This window comes from Serratia sp. CY27727, assembly GCF_052169275.1.
GTDB lineage: Bacteria > Pseudomonadota > Gammaproteobacteria > Enterobacterales > Enterobacteriaceae > Serratia > Serratia sarumanii.
In genome coordinates this window covers 651,940-669,741 of record NZ_JBJNLB010000001.1, presented here as the reverse complement: position 1 = coordinate 669,741, position 17,802 = coordinate 651,940, and the positions used below count along the sequence as shown (strand labels likewise).

General features: G+C 47.8%; 13 protein-coding genes and 2 pseudogenes. 12 read left to right on the top strand and 3 right to left on the bottom strand.

Annotation, left to right across the window (positions count from 1 at the left end):
• Positions 1 to 12: 12 nt before the first annotated feature.
• The 12 genes and pseudogenes from cpsG to gndA all read left to right on the top strand — a co-directional run bounded on the left by cpsG (position 13) and on the right by gndA (position 15,615).
• Positions 13 to 1,386, top strand: coding sequence for a phosphomannomutase CpsG (gene cpsG, locus ACJ8HB_RS03380; RefSeq protein WP_047568470.1), 1,374 nt, complete (start codon positions 13 to 15; stop codon positions 1,384 to 1,386).
• A 144-nt stretch (positions 1,387 to 1,530) separates the two neighbouring features.
• Positions 1,531 to 2,544, top strand: coding sequence for a UDP-glucose 4-epimerase GalE (gene galE, locus ACJ8HB_RS03375; protein WP_047571663.1), 1,014 nt, complete (start codon positions 1,531 to 1,533; stop codon positions 2,542 to 2,544).
• A 240-nt stretch (positions 2,545 to 2,784) separates the two neighbouring features.
• A pseudogene (locus ACJ8HB_RS03370) lies at positions 2,785 to 3,906 on the top strand (IS3 family transposase).
• Between the two features lie 936 nt (positions 3,907 to 4,842).
• Complete coding sequence (gene rfbD, locus ACJ8HB_RS03365; protein ID WP_047568466.1) at positions 4,843 to 5,730, top strand: dTDP-4-dehydrorhamnose reductase; 888 nt, start codon at positions 4,843 to 4,845, stop codon at positions 5,728 to 5,730.
• Between the two features lie 281 nt (positions 5,731 to 6,011).
• Complete coding sequence (gene rfbC / locus ACJ8HB_RS03360; protein ID WP_047568464.1) at positions 6,012 to 6,557, top strand: dTDP-4-dehydrorhamnose 3,5-epimerase; 546 nt, start codon at positions 6,012 to 6,014, stop codon at positions 6,555 to 6,557.
• Entirely contained in the window at positions 6,554 to 7,372 is an 819-nt protein-coding gene (locus tag ACJ8HB_RS03355) for an ABC transporter permease (RefSeq protein WP_072021573.1), read from the top strand. The genes rfbC and ACJ8HB_RS03355 overlap by 4 nt, the downstream gene beginning before the upstream one ends.
• On the top strand, positions 7,362 to 8,699 hold the full coding sequence (locus ACJ8HB_RS03350; protein WP_047568462.1) for an ABC transporter ATP-binding protein: 1,338 nt from the start codon (positions 7,362 to 7,364) through the stop codon (positions 8,697 to 8,699). Before ACJ8HB_RS03355 ends, ACJ8HB_RS03350 begins: the two co-directional genes overlap by 11 nt.
• A pseudogene (locus ACJ8HB_RS03345) lies at positions 8,696 to 9,106 on the top strand (CmcI family methyltransferase); the annotation flags it as partial. The gene ACJ8HB_RS03350 and the pseudogene ACJ8HB_RS03345, both read left to right, overlap by 4 nt.
• A gap of 741 nt (positions 9,107 to 9,847) precedes the next feature.
• The gene (locus tag ACJ8HB_RS03340) at positions 9,848 to 12,265 is read left to right on the top strand and encodes a glycosyltransferase (RefSeq protein ID WP_373276016.1); all 2,418 of its coding nucleotides are present in this window, start codon (positions 9,848 to 9,850) and stop codon (positions 12,263 to 12,265) included.
• 41 nt (positions 12,266 to 12,306) lie between these two features.
• Positions 12,307 to 13,203, top strand: coding sequence for a glycosyltransferase family 2 protein (locus ACJ8HB_RS03335; RefSeq protein WP_047568457.1), 897 nt, complete (start codon positions 12,307 to 12,309; stop codon positions 13,201 to 13,203).
• On the top strand, positions 13,200 to 14,042 hold the full coding sequence (locus ACJ8HB_RS03330) for a glycosyltransferase (RefSeq protein WP_052133453.1): 843 nt from the start codon (positions 13,200 to 13,202) through the stop codon (positions 14,040 to 14,042). The genes ACJ8HB_RS03335 and ACJ8HB_RS03330 overlap by 4 nt, the downstream gene beginning before the upstream one ends.
• A 166-nt stretch (positions 14,043 to 14,208) precedes the next feature.
• Positions 14,209 to 15,615 carry an NADP-dependent phosphogluconate dehydrogenase gene (gndA, locus tag ACJ8HB_RS03325; RefSeq protein ID WP_004938815.1) on the top strand — a complete coding sequence of 469 codons (1,407 nt, stop codon included), beginning with the start codon at positions 14,209 to 14,211 and terminating at the stop codon, positions 15,613 to 15,615.
• A 74-nt stretch (positions 15,616 to 15,689) separates the two neighbouring features.
• On the opposite strand, the gene hisIE is transcribed toward gndA, so the two are convergent.
• Genes hisIE through hisA form a run of 3 tightly spaced genes read right to left on the bottom strand, consistent with a single transcriptional unit; the run spans position 15,690 to position 17,799 of the window.
• Positions 15,690 to 16,310, bottom strand: coding sequence for a bifunctional phosphoribosyl-AMP cyclohydrolase/phosphoribosyl-ATP diphosphatase HisIE (hisIE, locus tag ACJ8HB_RS03320; RefSeq protein WP_033654609.1), 621 nt, complete (start codon positions 16,308 to 16,310; stop codon positions 15,690 to 15,692).
• Positions 16,304 to 17,080, bottom strand: coding sequence for an imidazole glycerol phosphate synthase subunit HisF (hisF, locus tag ACJ8HB_RS03315; protein ID WP_033637764.1), 777 nt, complete (start codon positions 17,078 to 17,080; stop codon positions 16,304 to 16,306). The genes hisIE and hisF overlap by 7 nt, the downstream gene beginning before the upstream one ends.
• Positions 17,062 to 17,799, bottom strand: a complete 738-nt coding sequence (gene hisA / locus ACJ8HB_RS03310; protein ID WP_033637765.1) for a 1-(5-phosphoribosyl)-5-[(5-phosphoribosylamino)methylideneamino]imidazole-4-carboxamide isomerase — start codon at positions 17,797 to 17,799, stop codon at positions 17,062 to 17,064. The genes hisF and hisA overlap by 19 nt, the downstream gene beginning before the upstream one ends.
• Positions 17,800 to 17,802: the final 3 nt, after the last annotated feature.

The following is a 17,802-nucleotide window of genomic DNA, read 5'->3' as shown; positions in this document are numbered from 1 at the left end:
TAGGGTTTGGTAATGCAAAAATTGACGTGTTTTAAAGCTTATGATGTACGCGGTAAGCTGGGCGAAGAGCTGAATGAGGACATCGCGTATCGTATTGGACGCGCCTACGGCGAGTTTTTGAAGCCCAAAAATATCGTGTTGGGCAGCGATGTTCGGTTAACCAGTGAAAGCCTGAAACTGGCGCTGGCGAAGGGTTTGCAGGATGCGGGCACTGATGTGATAGACATCGGCTTAACCGGTACCGAAGAAATCTATTTCGCCACAACCTATTTAAAAACGGATGGTGGCGTGGAAGTCACCGCCAGCCACAACCCGATCGATTACAACGGCATGAAGTTGGTGCGTGATGGCTCTCGGCCGATTAGCGGCGATACCGGGTTACGGGCGATCCAAGAACTGGCGGAGAAAAACCAATTTCAGGCCCCGACTGCAATGCGCGGTAGCTATGTTCGCCAGGACGTATTAGGGGCTTATGTAGAACACATTCTGTCCTACGTCGACGTGAAAAATTTCAAACCATTGAAGCTGGTGATCAACTCGGGCAACGGTGCGGCGGGGCATGTGATCGATGCTATTGAAGCGCAACTGAAGGCGCGGGGCGTGCCGCTGGAGTTTATCAAGGTGCATCACCAGCCGGACGGCACTTTCCCTAACGGTATTCCCAACCCATTGCTGCCTGAGTGTCGCGCGGATACCGCCGATGCGGTGCGTGAGCATAGCGCTGATATGGGCATCGCGTTCGACGGCGATTTCGACCGCTGCTTCCTGTTCGATGAAAAAGGCGATTTTATTGAGGGTTATTATATCGTCGGCTTGCTGGCGGAGGCCTTCTTGCAGAAACAGCCGGGCGCGAAGATCATCCACGATCCACGTCTGAGTTGGAACACCGTCGATGTAGTCACCGATGCCGGGGGCGTACCCGTGATGTCGAAAACCGGCCATGCTTTCATTAAGGAACGCATGCGTGCGGAAGATGCCATTTATGGCGGAGAGATGAGCGCTCACCACTATTTCCGTGATTTTGCTTATTGCGACAGCGGCATGATCCCGTGGCTTCTGGTCGCTGAACTGGTCAGTGTGAAGGGACAAACTCTGGGGCAACTGGTACAGGATCGCATTGCCGCCTACCCGTCTTCCGGTGAGATCAATATCAAACTGGCTCAGCCAGACGTATCCATTGAAAGCGTTAAACAACACTATTTACCGCATGCCGATGAGGTAGACTACACAGATGGCATCAGCATGGCGTTCGCAGGCTGGCGTTTCAATCTGCGTTCCTCCAATACGGAACCTGTGGTACGTCTTAATGTCGAGTCGCGGGCCGATGTTGCACTGATGCAAGAAAAAACCGACGAGATTTTGGCGTTGCTCGGTGCACAAAATTAACGCTTAATACATTGAATAGTCGAGGATGAGAGCGATTTTTACCGCTCTCCCCATGGTAGGCTCAGAAGGTTGTATGATGCGCCCGGTATCGATGAGGGAGTTTTTGTAGAATCAAGCATGTTGCCGAAGTATAAGGGGATTGATATGGCAATTTTAGTTACCGGCGGTGCTGGTTACATCGGATCACACACTGTGCTATCGCTCCTGGAGCGTGGCGAGGACGTCGTGGTGTTGGATAATTTGTCCAACTCATCTGCGGAGTCATTGCAGCGGGTGGAGAAACTGTCGGGGAAAGCCGCGGTATTCCATCAGGGAGACGTTCAGGATGCCGAATGCCTGCATCGCATCTTCGGCGCTCATGAGATCACTGCCGTGATCCATTTCGCCGGTCTTAAGGCGGTGGGGGAGTCTACGCGCAAGCCGCTGGAGTATTATCAGAATAACGTTACCGGCACGCTGGTGTTGTTGGATGCTATGCGTCGTGCCGGCGTGCACGACTTTATCTTTAGCTCTTCTGCCACTGTCTATGGTGCCAATTCGCCAGTGCCTTATGTAGAGACGACACCGATCGGTGGGACAACCAGCCCTTATGGGACATCAAAGTTGATGGTAGAGCAGATCCTGCAAGATTTCGCCAATGCTGAACCGCAATTTTCGATTATTGCTTTGCGTTACTTCAATCCAGTGGGGGCTCACGAGTCCGGCCTCATTGGCGAAGACCCTAACGGTATCCCCAATAACTTGCTGCCTTACATCTCACAGGTGGCTATCGGCAAGTTGGAAAAGCTGGGTATTTTCGGCGGAGATTATCCGACGAAGGACGGCACGGGAGAGCGCGATTACATCCATGTCATGGATTTGGCTGAAGGCCACCTGAAAGCCATGGATCATTTGCCGAAGATCAACGGATTTAAGGCTTATAACCTGGGGGCTGGCGTAGGGCACTCGGTGCTGGCGATGGTTCAGGCGTTTGAAAAAGCGTCCGGCGTAACGATCCCTTACCAAATATTACCTCGCCGTGACGGCGATCTGCCTGCTTTCTGGGCGAACGCCGATCTGGCTTATCAGGAGTTGGGTTGGAAAGTCAGTCGGGGTATCGATGACATGATGCGCGATACCTGGAACTGGCAAAGCAAAAATCCACATGGTTATCGCTAACCTTGATTGATATGTCTTGATAGTGATAAATAGGCATGAAAGGCTAATTAAGCATAAAACGAAAAACGATGGGGCATGTAGAATTCCTAGCCCCTATAGAGATTTTTTATAAGGGCCTGACATGGCTCTCATATTTTACCTGGGGTTTTATTATTATATACATGAAGTGTGATCTGCTCCCCGTTGATTAATACACCGCGATGTTAGTAATGTCTTCATAAGCCACATGAGGACATCCCCATGAAGAAGCGTTTTTCCGACGAACAGATCATCAGTATCCTCCGCGAGGCTGAAGCCGGGGTTTCTGCCCGTGAGCTATGCCGTAAGCACGCCATACTTCTTACGCCACCTTTTACACCTGGCGTAAGAAGTATGGCGGTATGGAGGTGCCCGAGGTTAAGCGCCTGAAGTCGCTTGAGGAAGAGAACGCCAGACTCAAGAAGCTGCTTGCCGAAGCCATGCTGGATAAGGAGGCGCTTCAGGTGGCTCTGGGGCGAAAGTACTGACGACAGGCCAGAAGCGGGAACCGTTGAGTTTATGTGTGATGCGACCGGTCTGTCGCAACGTCGTGCCAGCAGGCTTACAGGTTTGTCTCTGTCGACCTGCCGCTACGAAGCTCAGCGTCCGGCGACTGACGCGCATTTATCGGGGCGCATTATTGAGCTGGCACTGGAGCGCAGGCGTTTTGGCTACCGCCGCATCAGGCCGTTACTGCGCCGTGAAGGCCTTCAGGTTAATCACAAGCGCGTGTACCGCCTTTATCATCACAGCGGGCTGGGCGTAAAACGCAGACGACGTCGTAAAGGACTGGCAACGGAACGTCTGCCGCTGCTCCGCCCGGCAGCGCCCAACCTGACCTGGTCGATTGATTTCGTCATGGACGCACTGGCCACCGGTCGCAGGATAAAGTGCCTGGCCTGTGTGGACGACTTCACGAAGGAGTGTCTGACAATTACCCCCGCATTCGGGATTTCAGGCGCTCAGGTAACGCGTATTCTGGAAAGCATTGCACTGTTTCAGGGCTATCCGGCGACGATAAGAACTGACCAGGGACCAGAGTTTACTTGCCGCGCACTAGATCAATGGGCCTTTGAGCATGGTGTTGAGTTGCGCTTAATCCAGCCAGGCAGGCCAGCGCAGAACGGATTTATTGAGAGCTTTAACGGACGATTTCGCGATGAATGTCTGAATGAGCACTGGTTCAACGATATCGTTCACGTCAGGAAAATCATTAATGACTGGCGGCAGGATTATAACGAGTGTCGTCCACATTCGGCACTGAATTATCAGATGCCATCAGAGTTTGCAGTACGGTGGCGAAATGGAAAATGTGAAAGTAAACAAGCCGACATTGCTAACTGACGGTTGTATCTAATACTGGGGGTAGGTCAGGGATACTTACACTCCCTTCTCATGTCAATAAATGGTCGGTTGGCAAAGACGCAGGCACTGCTTGGAACATCTTAGAGAGCCTAGCATGAGCTTTTTATCTCTCCTAAGGGCTTACTTACACCTCTCTGTGATCGCGATAAAAGGGGATGATTGGTTCCGACTTGCAGTGAATTATTCGTCTTTTCATCTTAAGGGAACAGTTGTTTCGATAAGAAATCGCTTTGCTTTCATCGAAGTCTGATTGCTTTTTTTGCGGTTTCTCAGCGCTAATGCCAAACGTCATCAAGTGGTCAATATTTAACCTTGTGAAGGTTTTTTGTGGGTATTTAGTTCGTGTTTGAAAGGTTCAAATGGTACAATTTATCATAGAAAATCCCGTTTTCTAGGGGGGCGGGATGATTAACATTATGTTTAAAAAGAGGTTTTTTGTTTTTCTTTAATCAGCGTGAGCTGAAGGCGGGAACGCTGAATGATGAAGATAAACGGGCACGTAGCACTCTGGGAGCTGAAACCTAGGGGCGGTAGCGTGCTTTTTTAGGGGTTAAGAGAAATCCCCGTTCCGTAGGCGTTTGGCAGGATGATAGCTAGGTAAAGTAAAAACATAAGCAAAATTTGCTATTGTTTGTCCTCCTTGGCACTAGACGAATGCCGCGGAAATTTAGTTTTTGATATACCCACTAATCATCAACACATTCTACTCCCGGCTGTACGATAAATCAGTGGCTAAATGAGCTTTTTGACCTTTGAATGTACAATTTTTGGCGAAAAATGACTCTTCTTAACTGTTGTAAGTAGGATGGCTGTGATGCGGCTGAATGCCACAGCGTTGACGGATAGTGAGTAATGCTAATTTTTTGAAATGTTTAGTGCAGCTTCTGCGCTAAACAACGATGAGATATCGCGCAAATGAATATTTTACTGTTTGGTAAAAATGGGCAAGTTGGTTGGGAATTACAGCGTGCCTTGGCGCCATTGGGACAGGTGGTGGTGCTCGACTACAATACTACAGAATATTGCGGTGACTTCACTAATCCGAAAGGGATCGCCGAAACGGTTCGGCGTGTAAAGCCGCATGTTATTGTTAATGCCGCCGCTCATACCGCGGTGGATAAGGCTGAAAATGAAACGGAGTTGGCAGAGCTCATTAATTCGACATCAGTCGCCGCTTTAGCTAAAGCTGCAGAAGAAGTCGGAGCGCTGCTGGTTCATTATTCTACTGATTATGTATTCAACGGCCGCGGCGAATCGGCTTGGACGGAAAACGACCCAACATCGCCGCTGAATATTTATGGGCAAACAAAGTTGAGTGGGGAGCAGGCGATTCAGAAGTATGCGTCACGCTACCTGATTTTCCGCACCAGCTGGGTCTATGCCGCAAAAGGCAATAACTTTGCGCGTACGATGATTCGTCTGGCGCAAGAACGTGATTCTCTTTCGGTGATCAACGATCAATTTGGGGCTCCAACGGGAGCAGAGTTGCTGGCCGACTGCACCGCACATGCGATTAAAACCGCCATGCTTTGCCCTGAAGTGAGTGGGGTGTATCATCTGATAGCTTCTGGCGAAACAACCTGGCATGCATATGCTTCGTTGGTCATAGATTATGCCAGAACAAAAGGTGTTGAGTTTAAGGTTTCCAATATTACTGCAGTACCGACAACTGCTTTCCCGACGCCAGCTGCACGTCCATTAAATTCTCGTTTGTGTACAGAAAAATTCCAACAAACATTTGGCCTGACATTGCCGCATTGGGAGCTTGGTGTGAAGCGGATGCTTGACGAAATATTGTGGTAGTACAAAGGCAATATTTATCATATGAAGCCTTGGCAGAAAGTTGTTCTGAAAGATTATCGACGGTTAAATCTCAGTCGTCGGCTTAACATTAAACGATAACTCACTAATAATTTCATACCGTAATGCACGCTTGTGAAAAAATATCGGTATATTTCTTCATCCGTAGTAGTGGTTATCGTCAGTGAAGGCCTGGATAAGTGGCACTCCATTGTTCCTATATGAAGCGCCTATGTTTTCTGGTTTTGTTAAATTTCTGTTGATGTAAACGGAAGGAAAGTGTAATGAAAGTGATTGCTACAGCGCTGCCAGATGTTTTGATTTTTGAGCCGACAGTTTTCGGTGATCCGCGTGGGTTCTTTTTTGAGAGTTTCAGTCAAAGAGTTTTTGATGAGGTGGTTGGGCGTCATGTCGATTTTGTGCAAGATAACCACTCAAAATCGACGAAAGGAGTTTTACGCGGCCTCCATTATCAACTGAATCCTGATGCTCAAGCAAAACTGGTACGCTGCGTTGAAGGTGAGGTTTTCGATGTCGCGGTTGATATTAGACGTCAGTCTAAAACCTTCGGGCAATGGGTAGGTGTTAAGTTAAGCGCTGAGAATAAACGTCAGCTTTGGATACCAGAAGGTTTTGCCCATGGTTTCTTGACGCTGAGTGACACTGCGGAATTCGTTTATAAAACTACTAATTATTATGCTAAAGAAAGCGAGAGAAGTATTCTTTGGAATGATAAAGATATCAATATTGGTTGGGAAACCAATAATTGCCTGCTTTCTGATAAAGATTTATCTGCCTCACGATTTATTGATGCAGAGGTTTTTGAATGAAAACAATAGTAAAAACGACGTTAGACCTTTTCGGCACAACCTTTAAAAATAAGCGTTTAATCTATACGCTAACTAAACGGGAAGTTATCAGCCGGTACCGTGGTTCTGTGTTTGGCCTATTGTGGTCGTTTTTTACGCCTATTTTAATGCTAGTTGTTTATACTTTTGTATTTAGTGTTGTCTTTCAGGCTAAGTGGAGTGAGGGACAAACGTCTAAGTCGGCTTTTGCATTAGTGCTATTCTCCGGCCTTATCATATTTAATCTTTTCTCTGAGTGTGTTAATCGTGCACCGACTACGATCCTTGCTAATTCAAATTATGTAAAAAAAGTTATATTTCCGTTAGAAATATTACCATGGGTGAATATGGGGGCTGCGCTATTTCACTTCTTTATTAGTTGTTCTGTTTGGTTGGTTTTCTATATTTTTGAAGTGGGTGTTCCACATGCTACGATTTTGTTACTTCCATTCATTCTCTTACCATTGGTTTTAATGGTTATGGGGCTTAGTTGGATTTTATCTTCATTAGGCGTGTATTTGCGAGATGTGGGTCAACTAGTTGGTATAATTACCATGGTATTAATGTTCCTGTCTCCGATCTTTTTCCCCATTTCAGCATTGCCTGCTGAAATAAAACCGCTTCTTTCGCTCAATCCGTTGGCGGTTTTTATTGAGCAAGCACGAGATGTTATGTATTGGGGGCGCATCCCTGATTTTTATTCGTGGGTAAAAGCGTTGGTTTCCGGCTCTTTAATTGCATGGTTTGGTTTTTTCTGGTTCCAAAGAACACGAAAGGGGTTTGCTGATGTCATCTGATAATATTATTGAAGTAGAAGGCCTCAGTAAATGTTACCAGATTTATGACTCACCGAAGGATCGCTTACTGCAGATGTTTTTTCGCGGAAGCAAAAAACTATTTCGTGAGTTTTGGGCGTTGAAGAATGTCTCATTTAGCTTAAAAAAAGGTGAAACGGTAGGCATTATTGGTCGTAATGGTTCAGGTAAATCAACGTTACTTCAAATGATCTGCGGCACTCTGACACCGACAGATGGTACGGTTAAAGTTAACGGAAAAATAGCGGCTCTACTGGAGCTGGGTGCCGGGTTCAACCCTGAGTTCACAGGGCATGAAAATATCTTTATGGCGGCATCACTGTATGGTTTGAGCAATGAGCAGATCCGCGAGCGTTATGAAAGTATTCTGGCCTTTGCTGACATTGGCGAACATATTGATCAGCCGGTAAAAACATACTCCAGTGGTATGTATGTCCGTCTTGCTTTCGCTGTAATTGCTCATGTTGATGCCGATATTCTTGTAGTGGATGAAGCCTTAGCGGTTGGCGACGCTGTCTTTACGCAAAAATGCATGCGTTTCATCCGTAAGTTTAAAGAGAATGGGACACTGCTTTTCGTTAGCCATGATACCAACTCCGTTATTAATCTTTGTGATAAAGCTATCTGGCTTCATCAAGGAGAAATGGTCACTTCAGGTAAAGCAAAGAGTATAGCTGAAAAGTATTTGCAGTATACTCTCCAGGAAGTTTATGGCGACGAAACGAAGTTGGATAGCCTTAAAAAAGAAACAATTGGGGATGTCGATGACAAACCTCAAACGGTAGAAGTTACTGCTGATAAATCTATCATTAATTACAACTCTCAGTATGGCATGGGAGAAAATTTGTCCGAGGCTGAAGGTTGGAAAACAGGGGCCGGCGAAATCCTTTCTGTTTCATTTTCAGAATTGACAAGTGGCAATACGCTACATGTTTTTAAAGGCGGAGAAAAAGTCAAGCTGACTATTGAAGCTGTTGCACATGAGTTTTTTGATGCACCTATAATCGGTTTTTTGGTAAAAGACCGCTTGGGGCAGGTATTATTTGGAGAAAACACTCTGCCATTTACACAGAGTGAGCCAAAAAAAATTAGTGCAGGAGAGATTTTCTCCGCGCATTATGTGTTCACATTGCCGATGCTGCCAAATGGAGAATATGCAATGATGGTATCGTTGGCAAATGGTGATATAAATAACCATGTTCAGCACCATTGGATGCATGACGCTGTCATCATTAACGTTTCATCTAGTGAGGTCCGTTGGGGGCTCGTTGGTATTAAATTTGATGAAGTGAAGCTGGAAATTAAATGAAAACTTTAGTTGAACTCTATGAAGAGCATCATGGAAAATCTTCTGATAAATGGTCTATATATCTTTCCTCTTACCATGAAGTATTGTCTCACCTTAAGTTTAACCCTGTTAACTTTATGGAGATAGGTGTTCAGAATGGAGGCTCATTAGAGGTCTGGAATACATATTTCCCAAATGCAAAAAATATTATTGGCTGTGACATTGATGCTAATTGCGCTCAGCTGAAGTATGAAGAGAAAAAAATACAGGTTGTCATCGGAAATTCTTCGACTGTAGAAGTAAAAGAAAAAATAGAGTCTATAACACCTACAATAACTATCGCTATTGACGATGGTTCACATGATTCCTCTGATATTATTAAGTCATTCCTTCTCTATTTTCCGCTGGTGGAAGATGGTGGCTACTATATTATTGAAGATTTGCACTGTAGCTATTGGCAGGCTTTTGAAGGTGGTTTATATGATCCATATTCTTCAATGGCATTCCTTAAAAAACTTGCGGATATTCCTAACCATGAACATTGGGGAGTTGAAAAATCTGAGCATGATTACCTAAAACCTTTTTATCAGCATTACAATTGTGAAGCATTGGATTCGGTTGACTATAGCCATATACATTCTGTTCAATTTATCAACTCGCTCTGTATTATCAAGAAAAAATCGCCCCAAGAAAATATCCTTGGTCCTCGAGTTATTATCGGAGACGAAGAAGCGGTAGTTAAAGGGAACCTAAAAGTTGATGGTAGTTTGAATGTTGCCCCCGCGCAGGATAAAAATCCTTGGGGCGATCTACCGACGTTCCCTGAGATGGAATGGCAAAGCTTAACTGAAAATAACAAAAGTCAACTCGAGGAAAAAAAACAAGCACTGGCGAAAATAGAGAAGCTAAACCGCGATATTATCTATTACAAGAGTGTCGAAGAGGTTCTTCGCCAAGAGGTTGATGTAAACCGACAAAGTATGGCCGAGAAAGATCGGTTGGTGCACTCTTTGTCACACGACAACCATGCACTATTAACATCGACAAGTTGGAAAGTCACACAGCCAATGCGAACGGGTGTAGCGAATCTGCGTAAATTAAAACGCGGCGTAGTCGTTTCTAAGAATGTTATCAAAATACACGGTCTTCAATATAGCCTGAAAAAGGCTATGGCAGTGTATAAGCAGTTTGGTATGCGTGGTGTGATTGACAGGCTACGTTTGATAAATCAACAGCACGTTGCCTCTCACGTTATAGAACGCAAGGAATTGGCCACTGTTGGCGTTGTGGCCGAAGCGGTTTTGATGCCTAAAGTGCTGATTATTGCTGAAATGTCTATTCCCCAATGCCGCAAATATCGTGTTGACCAAAAGGTAGAGCTTTTCAAAAAGCTTGGGATTGAAGCCACTGCATTAAGCTGGACTCAGCAAAATGAGTGTATGGAAGCGTTGCAAACGCATTCAATAGTTATCTTTTATCGCGTTCCCGCTTTTGAAAGTATGGATCGTATTTTCGATGAATGTGAACGTTTGAATCTGACCACTCTCTGGGAAGTTGACGATCTCATTTTTGATAGGGACGTGCTGGCTAATAGCAAGACCTTGAATGAACTAGATAAAAATACATTTAATGGGCTTCTTGAAGGTGCCAGCCTTTATAAGCGAGCAATGCTGAAATGTCGGGGGACGATTGCTTCCACGCAACATCTGGCCGAGGCAATGATCGATGCGGGCGCGAAATACGCCTACGTGATAGAGAATGCGCTGGATCCTGAAACTATTATTACGGCTCAAAACCTGCCAGTTTCGCGCACGAGTGAAACCGATGGGATTGTTCGAATTGTTTATGGCTCTGGAACCAGTACACATAATGTTGATTTTCAGGAAGCAGCCAGTGCTATTCTTAATGTATTGAAAAATAATGAAAATGTACGTTTTCGTTTAATTGGGGTTTTAGAACTTCCGCCATCGTTTGATGCGGTGAAATCGCAGATTGAACGCGTTGAACTTTGCCCTTATAAAGACTATCTTAAGGTTTTGGCAGAATGTGACATCAGTTTGGCTCCGCTGGAAGATTACGTATTTAATTATTCCAAAAGCAACATCAAGTTTATTGAGGCCTCTATTCTTGGTATACCAAGCATTTGCTCACCACTGCCGACCTTTAGTCGAGTTATAGAGCATGGTGTGAATGGTTACCTATGTAAAACCCCTGTGGAGTGGGAGACGACGCTGCTCCAGTTGGTTCAATCTGCTGAGTTAAGAAGCGAAATTGGATCGCATGCTCAGACGACGGTGCTGCATCATTATTCGCCGGATAATATAGCTAAAGAACAAGTTTCTGTTATTGCTGATAAATTTATTAGACGCAATAAAGCAGCTAAGCAGAAAAATATACTCTCGGTTAATTGTTATTATAACCCTCGTTCATTTGGTGGGGCGACCGTTGTTGCAGAGGAGCTTAATAAGCGTTTCGATTCCAATGGAAATATTAATATTCATGTTGTGACATCCCTCTCTGAAGATTATGTAATGCCATACTATATACGGCGTTATGGTGCTTTTGGTCATGATTGTTATGGCATTGGGTTGCCTCACTTCTTGCGTGAAGAAGAACAAATACTGAATCACAATATTGATCCTGCATTTAAGCAGATTCTCGATGTTGTCAAACCGGACTGTGTTCATTTTCACTCTATTCAAGGCCTAGGCATTTCTATGTTGGAGGTCTGTGCTGAAAGAGATATCCCAATAATTGTCACTGCGCATGATTATTGGTGGTTATATGACCATCAGTTTATTCTCAGCTTCGACGATAAGCACAAGTTGCGTGGTGTTTTCGAGGGTCACGAATCGGAAAAACTGAAGGATAAAGATACGGTCAGTTATTATGTCCTGAAGAAACGCAAGGCGCTGATGTTGGCGAGTAAAATTCTTGCGCCAAGTGCATTTACTCGTCAACTTTATGCTAGTGAAGGCTTCGGTAATGTTCATCTGAATAAAAATGGTGTAAATTATCCGCAGTTGACTAAAGATAGAGAGGTTTCAAAAGTGATAACCTTTGGTTATGTTGGTGGAAACACCAACATTAAGGGATATCATTTAATCAAGGAAGCTTTCAGAAATATTGCTGCTGAAGATGCCAAGGTTGTGATTGTTGATAATACGTTGAATCTTGGCTTTAGAACTTTTCATGACAGTGACCTAGACGGGTTGAATAATTATGAAGTTGTTCCCGCATTTACTCAGCAAAATATGGATGATTTTTATGGCAGTATTGATGTTCTGCTCTATCCGACGCAATCTAAAGAAAGCTTTGGCTTGACGGTTCGCGAAGCCTTAATCCGCAATGTTTGGGTGATTACCTCTGATGCGGGGGGAGCTCCTGAAGATATTATTGATGGAGAAAATGGTATTGTTATTCCATTTGATAACGATGCCATGAAGTTGCTGGCTGCTGTTGAGGCAACGATACAACATTTCCGTCAAATGCCAGATGGACGTTTGCCTGTCATGCCTCACTCTCATATTCGTTCTTTTGATGAACAGTATGAAGAACTAGCAGAGATCTACCTTTCTACTCACTAAGAAAAGGGCCGAGAGGCCCTTTTTTTCTTAGGGAAACTAGTGTGAATAGGAAAATAATCGCAATTACGGTAAGTTATAATCCTAATATCCCCAGCCTTAAACGACAGATTAAGGTACTGTTGGCAAGCCAGGTTGCTGTAGTTGTTGTTGACAATAATTCAACCAATTCTGAACAGCTGGCAATTGCCTTGGCCGAGTTTTCTGGGCAATTAACATTAATGTGTTTGGCCGAAAATGAAGGGATAGCTGCAGCTCAGAATCGCGGTATCCGAATGGCAAAAGAGCAAGGGTTCGACTATGTGTTGTTGATGGATCAGGATAGTCTCCCGGCAGATAATATGGTTGAAGAACTTTTGACGGCGGCTAAGCACAAGAATGGATTAGCCGCCGTTGGTCCCTGTTTTATTGACGCAGATCAAAGCGTCAGGGCTCGGTTTATTCGCGTTGAAGGGATTCGTATTATCAAAATGTCATCAAGTTCCTGCGATAATATCGTTGAGGTTGATCATCTTATTGCATCCGGGTCGTTGATTCCTGTTGCTGTTTTCGAACGGGTGGGGCTAATGGATGAATCCCTCTTTATCGATTATGTCGACATAGAGTGGGCACTGCGTGCTCGGGCAAAAGGGTTGTTGTCATATGGTGTTTTTTCCGCGCAAATGCATCATAGCCTGGGAGACGGACGCATTGAGTTTGCCGGAAGGCACATTGCAATACATAGCCCCCTTCGTCATTATTACCTCGTTAGGAATGCCATACTTTTGTATAAGAAAGATTATATTCCTTTGAATTGGAAATTGGTCGACACGTACAAGCTTGTCTTGAAATTGACTTTTTTGTTACTGTTTTCTGGTCAGCGGTTGCAGAACTTAAAAGCAATTGTACAAGGGGGTATTCATGGTATTACGAGTAAATCAGGTAAGTGTCCATTACAATGAATTATACACATATTGATAATGATATAATTTCAGGGCAGTGTGCCAAAATCCGTGTGCAAATTTCAGTTGTGTCTTTTTACATTAATGATGACATCTTTACTTTGATGGATTCCATCGTGAAAGCTGAACGAGCCTGCCCAAATATTCAAGTGGACGTGACTGTCGTCGAGAATGGTTTCAAACAGAAAACGGATCTCCACCATTTCCTTGAGGAGCAATATCCCTGCTGTCGAGTAGTCATTTCGGGTGAAAATATCGGTTATGGCCGTGCGCACAATCTGACATTAAGTCATGACTATGATTACCATCTTATTTTAAATCCCGATATTATTCTGTACGAAGATACACTGGCCGTAGCTATGCGGTTTATGAACGATAACCCTCAGTGCGGATTATTGACGCCGTTGGCCCGATGGCGAAATGGTGAGCGACAGTTTTTGTGCAAACGCTATCCATCAGTATTCACTTTGCTGTTGCGGGCATTTGCTCCTGCGATAGTAAAGAAATTTTTTAAGTTCAGACTCGACCACTATAATATGGTGGACGCTATTAATGAGACAGATAACTACTGGAATCCTCAAATTGTCAGTGGTTGTTTTATGCTATTCCGTAGTGATGTTTTGCAGCAACTCGCAGGATTTGACCCTCAGTTTTTCTTGTATTTTGAAGATACAGACCTCAGTTTTCGAGCCAGCAGCATTACGCATGTTGCTTATGTGCCTAGCGTGAAAATCATCCATCATGGCGGAAATGTATCAAAAAAAGGAATCAAACATATTCTATTTTTCTGTCATTCGATGGTTAAATTTTTTAATAAGTATGGCTGGAAAATACGGTAACTATAATAAAAATGTGGTTTTTGATGGTATTGTAATCAGTAATTGATTTTTCATGCCTATCACACCTATTGCTACCCTACATGCCAAAACTTCGGTTACTATCCTCTAACAGTAGATAAATAACAGACGCTTCAGGTCTGTGTCATTCAAAGACAGGAGTTCCTAAATGTCCAAGCAACAAATCGGCGTTGTCGGCATGGCGGTAATGGGCCGCAACCTCGCGCTGAACATCGAGAGCCGTGGTTACACCGTTTCCATTTTCAACCGTTCTGGCGACAAAACTGACGAAGTGATCGCTGAGAACCCGGGCAAGAATCTGGCGCCGTATTATACCGTTGAAGAGTTTGTCGAATCGCTGGAAAAACCGCGCCGCATCCTGCTGATGGTGAAAGCGGGCGAAGCAACGGATAAAACCATTGCCTCGCTGACTCCGCACCTGGACAAGGGCGATATCCTGATCGACGGCGGCAACACCTACTATCAGGACACCATCCGTCGTAACCGCGAACTGTCCGACCAGGGCTTCAACTTCATCGGTACCGGCGTTTCCGGCGGTGAAGAGGGCGCGCTGAAAGGGCCTTCCATCATGCCTGGCGGCCAGAAAGAAGCTTACGAGCTGGTGGCGCCGATCCTGGAGAAAATCGCTGCGGTTGCCGAAGGCGAGCCTTGCGTGACCTACATCGGCGCAGACGGCGCCGGCCACTATGTGAAAATGGTGCACAACGGCATCGAATACGGCGACATGCAGCTGATTGCCGAAGCCTATTCCCTGCTGAAGCAGGCGCTGAACCTGAGCAACGAGCAACTGGCCGAAACCTTCGCCGAGTGGAACAAGGGCGAACTGAACAGCTACCTGATCGACATCACCAAAGACATCTTCACCAAGAAAGACGAAGAGGGTAAATACCTGGTCGATGTGATCCTGGACGAAGCCGCCAACAAAGGCACCGGCAAGTGGACCAGCCAGAGCTCTCTGGATCTGGGCGAACCTCTGTCGCTGATCACCGAGTCGGTGTTTGCGCGCTACCTGTCCTCGCTGAAAGACCAGCGCGTTGCCGCGTCTAAAGTGCTGACCGGCCCGAAAGTGGCGCCGTTCACCGGCGACAAAGCCGAATTCATCGAGAAAGTGCGTCGCGCGCTGTATCTGGGCAAGATCGTGTCCTACGCGCAGGGCTTCTCTCAGCTGAAAGCCGCGTCTAAAGAAAACAACTGGGATCTGCACTACGGCGAAATCGCCAAGATCTTCCGCGCCGGCTGCATCATCCGCGCCCAGTTCCTGCAGAAGATCACCGACGCTTACGCGGCGGATGCCGATATCGCCAACCTGCTGCTGGCGCCATACTTCAAGCAAATCGCCGACGAGTACCAGCAGGCGCTGCGTGACGTGGTGGCCTATGCCGTGCAGAACGGTATTCCTACGCCGACCTTCTCCGCTGCGATCGCCTACTACGACAGCTACCGCTCCGCGGTGCTGCCGGCGAACCTGATCCAGGCGCAGCGCGACTACTTCGGTGCGCACACCTATAAACGCATCGACAAGGAAGGCGTATTCCATACCGAATGGATGGAATAAGCCCGCCCGTTGAGCGATAAAAAAAGCCGCCGAGGTTAACGCCCGGCGGCTTTTTTATTGGGCGCGAGTTAGCGTCACGCTTTTTTCTGATGCCGCTCGCGCAGCCGGCCGATCACCACGCTCAGGTCCAGATCCTGGTCCTGCAGCAGCACCAGCAGGTGATAGATCAGATCCGAGGCCTCGTTGGTCAGCTCTTCGCGATCGTTGACCGTGGCGGCCAGCGCGGTTTCCACGCCTTCTTCCCCGACCTTCTGCGCAATGCGCTTGGTGCCGCTGGCATACAGGCTGGCAGTGTACGAGCTGTCCGGGCTGGCGTGCTTGCGCTCCGCCAACAGCTGCTCCAGCTGATAGAGGAACGTCCAGTCGCTGGCGGCCGGGTGGAAGCAGCTGCTGTTGCCGAGGTGGCAGGTCGGGCCGATCGGGTTGGCCAATACCAGCAGCGTGTCGTTATCGCAGTCCGGCGTGATGCTGACCACCTTGAGGAAGTGGCCGGAGCTTTCACCCTTGGTCCACAGGCGCTGCTTGGTGCGCGAGAAGAAGGTGACGTTGCCGCTCTGCTCGGTGGCCGCCAGCGCTTCCGGCGTCATGTAACCCAGCATCAGCACTTCGCCGGAAACGGCGTGCTGCACGATAGCCGGCATCAGGCCGTCGGTTTTTTCCCAGTCCAGCTGGTTGTTCTGTTGTTCTGTCAGCACACGCGAATCTCCACGCCTTGTTCAACCAGGAACCTTTTCAGCTCGCCGATATTGATGATTTGTTTGTGGAACACCGACGCCGCCAGCGCGCCGTCGACGTCCGCATCGCGGAACGCTTCCAGGAAGTGCTCCATGGTGCCCGCGCCGCCCGAGGCGATCAGCGGCACCTTGCAGGCCTCGCGCACCCGGCGCAGCTGCTGCAGATCGTAACCGTTGCGCACGCCGTCCTGGTTCATCATGTTCAGCACGATCTCACCGGCGCCGCGGCGCTGCACTTCCTGTACCCAGTCGAGGGTTTCCCACTGGGTGATGCGGGTGCGGCTCTCGTCGCCGGTATATTGGTTGACGTGATACTTGCCGGTTTCACTGTCGAACCAGGTGTCGATGCCCACGACGATGCACTGCACGCCGAAGCGTTCCGCCAGGCGGCTAATCAGCTCGGGATCGGCCAGCGCCGGCGAGTTGATCGAAATCTTGTCGGCGCCGAAAGACAGGATCTGGCTGGCGTCCTCGGCGCTTTTAATGCCGCCGGCGACGCAGAACGGAATATCAATCACCTCCGCCACGCGCGATACCCAGCTTTTGTCCACCACCCGGCCGTCGCTCGAGGCGGTGATATCGTAAAACACCAGCTCGTCCGCACCTTCTTGCGCATAGCGCTGCGCCAGCGGCACGATGTCGCCGATGATTTCGTGGTTGCGGAACTGCACGCCTTTCACCACTTGCCCGTCTTTAACATCCAGGCACGGGATTATCCGTTTTGCCAGCATGCGATCGCCTCCTCAACGCTAAATTTACCTTCCAGCAGGGCGCGCCCCACGATCACGCCGGCAACGCCGCTGCCGCGCAGCTGGGCGATGTCGTCCAGATTGCCGATGCCGCCCGAGGCCTGGAAGGCCACCTGCGGATAGCGGCGACTGATCGCCTGATACAGCGCCACGTTGGAACCGGCCAGCGTACCGTCGCGCGAAATGTCGGTGCACAGCACGTGCTTCAGCCCGTAGGGCAGGAACTGCTCCACCACCTGTTCCAGCGTGGCGTCGGAATCCTCCTGCCAGCCGCTGATGGCCACGCGTTTCACGCCCTGCGCGTCGATGCGCACGTCCAGCGCCAGCACCAGCGCGTCGGCGCCGTAGCGCTCGAACCAGCTCTGCACCAGTTGCGGCTGTTTCACCGCGGTGGAGCCGATCACCACGCGCGTGGCGCCAGCCTCCAGCAGGGCGCTGACGTCTTGCTCGTTGCGGATGCCGCCGCCGACCTGCACCGGCACATTAACCCCCGCCAGCAGTTTGCGCAGCAGCGGGATCTGGCGCGCCGCCGGATCCTTGGCGCCGGTCAGATCGACCAGGTGCAGCACCTGCGCGCCCTGTTGTTGATAGTCCTGCAGGCGTAACAGCGGATCGTTGCCGTAGTCGCGCTGTTGGCCGTAATCGCCCTGATGCAAACGCACCACCTTGCCGTCGATCAAATCCAAAGCCGGAATAATCATGCT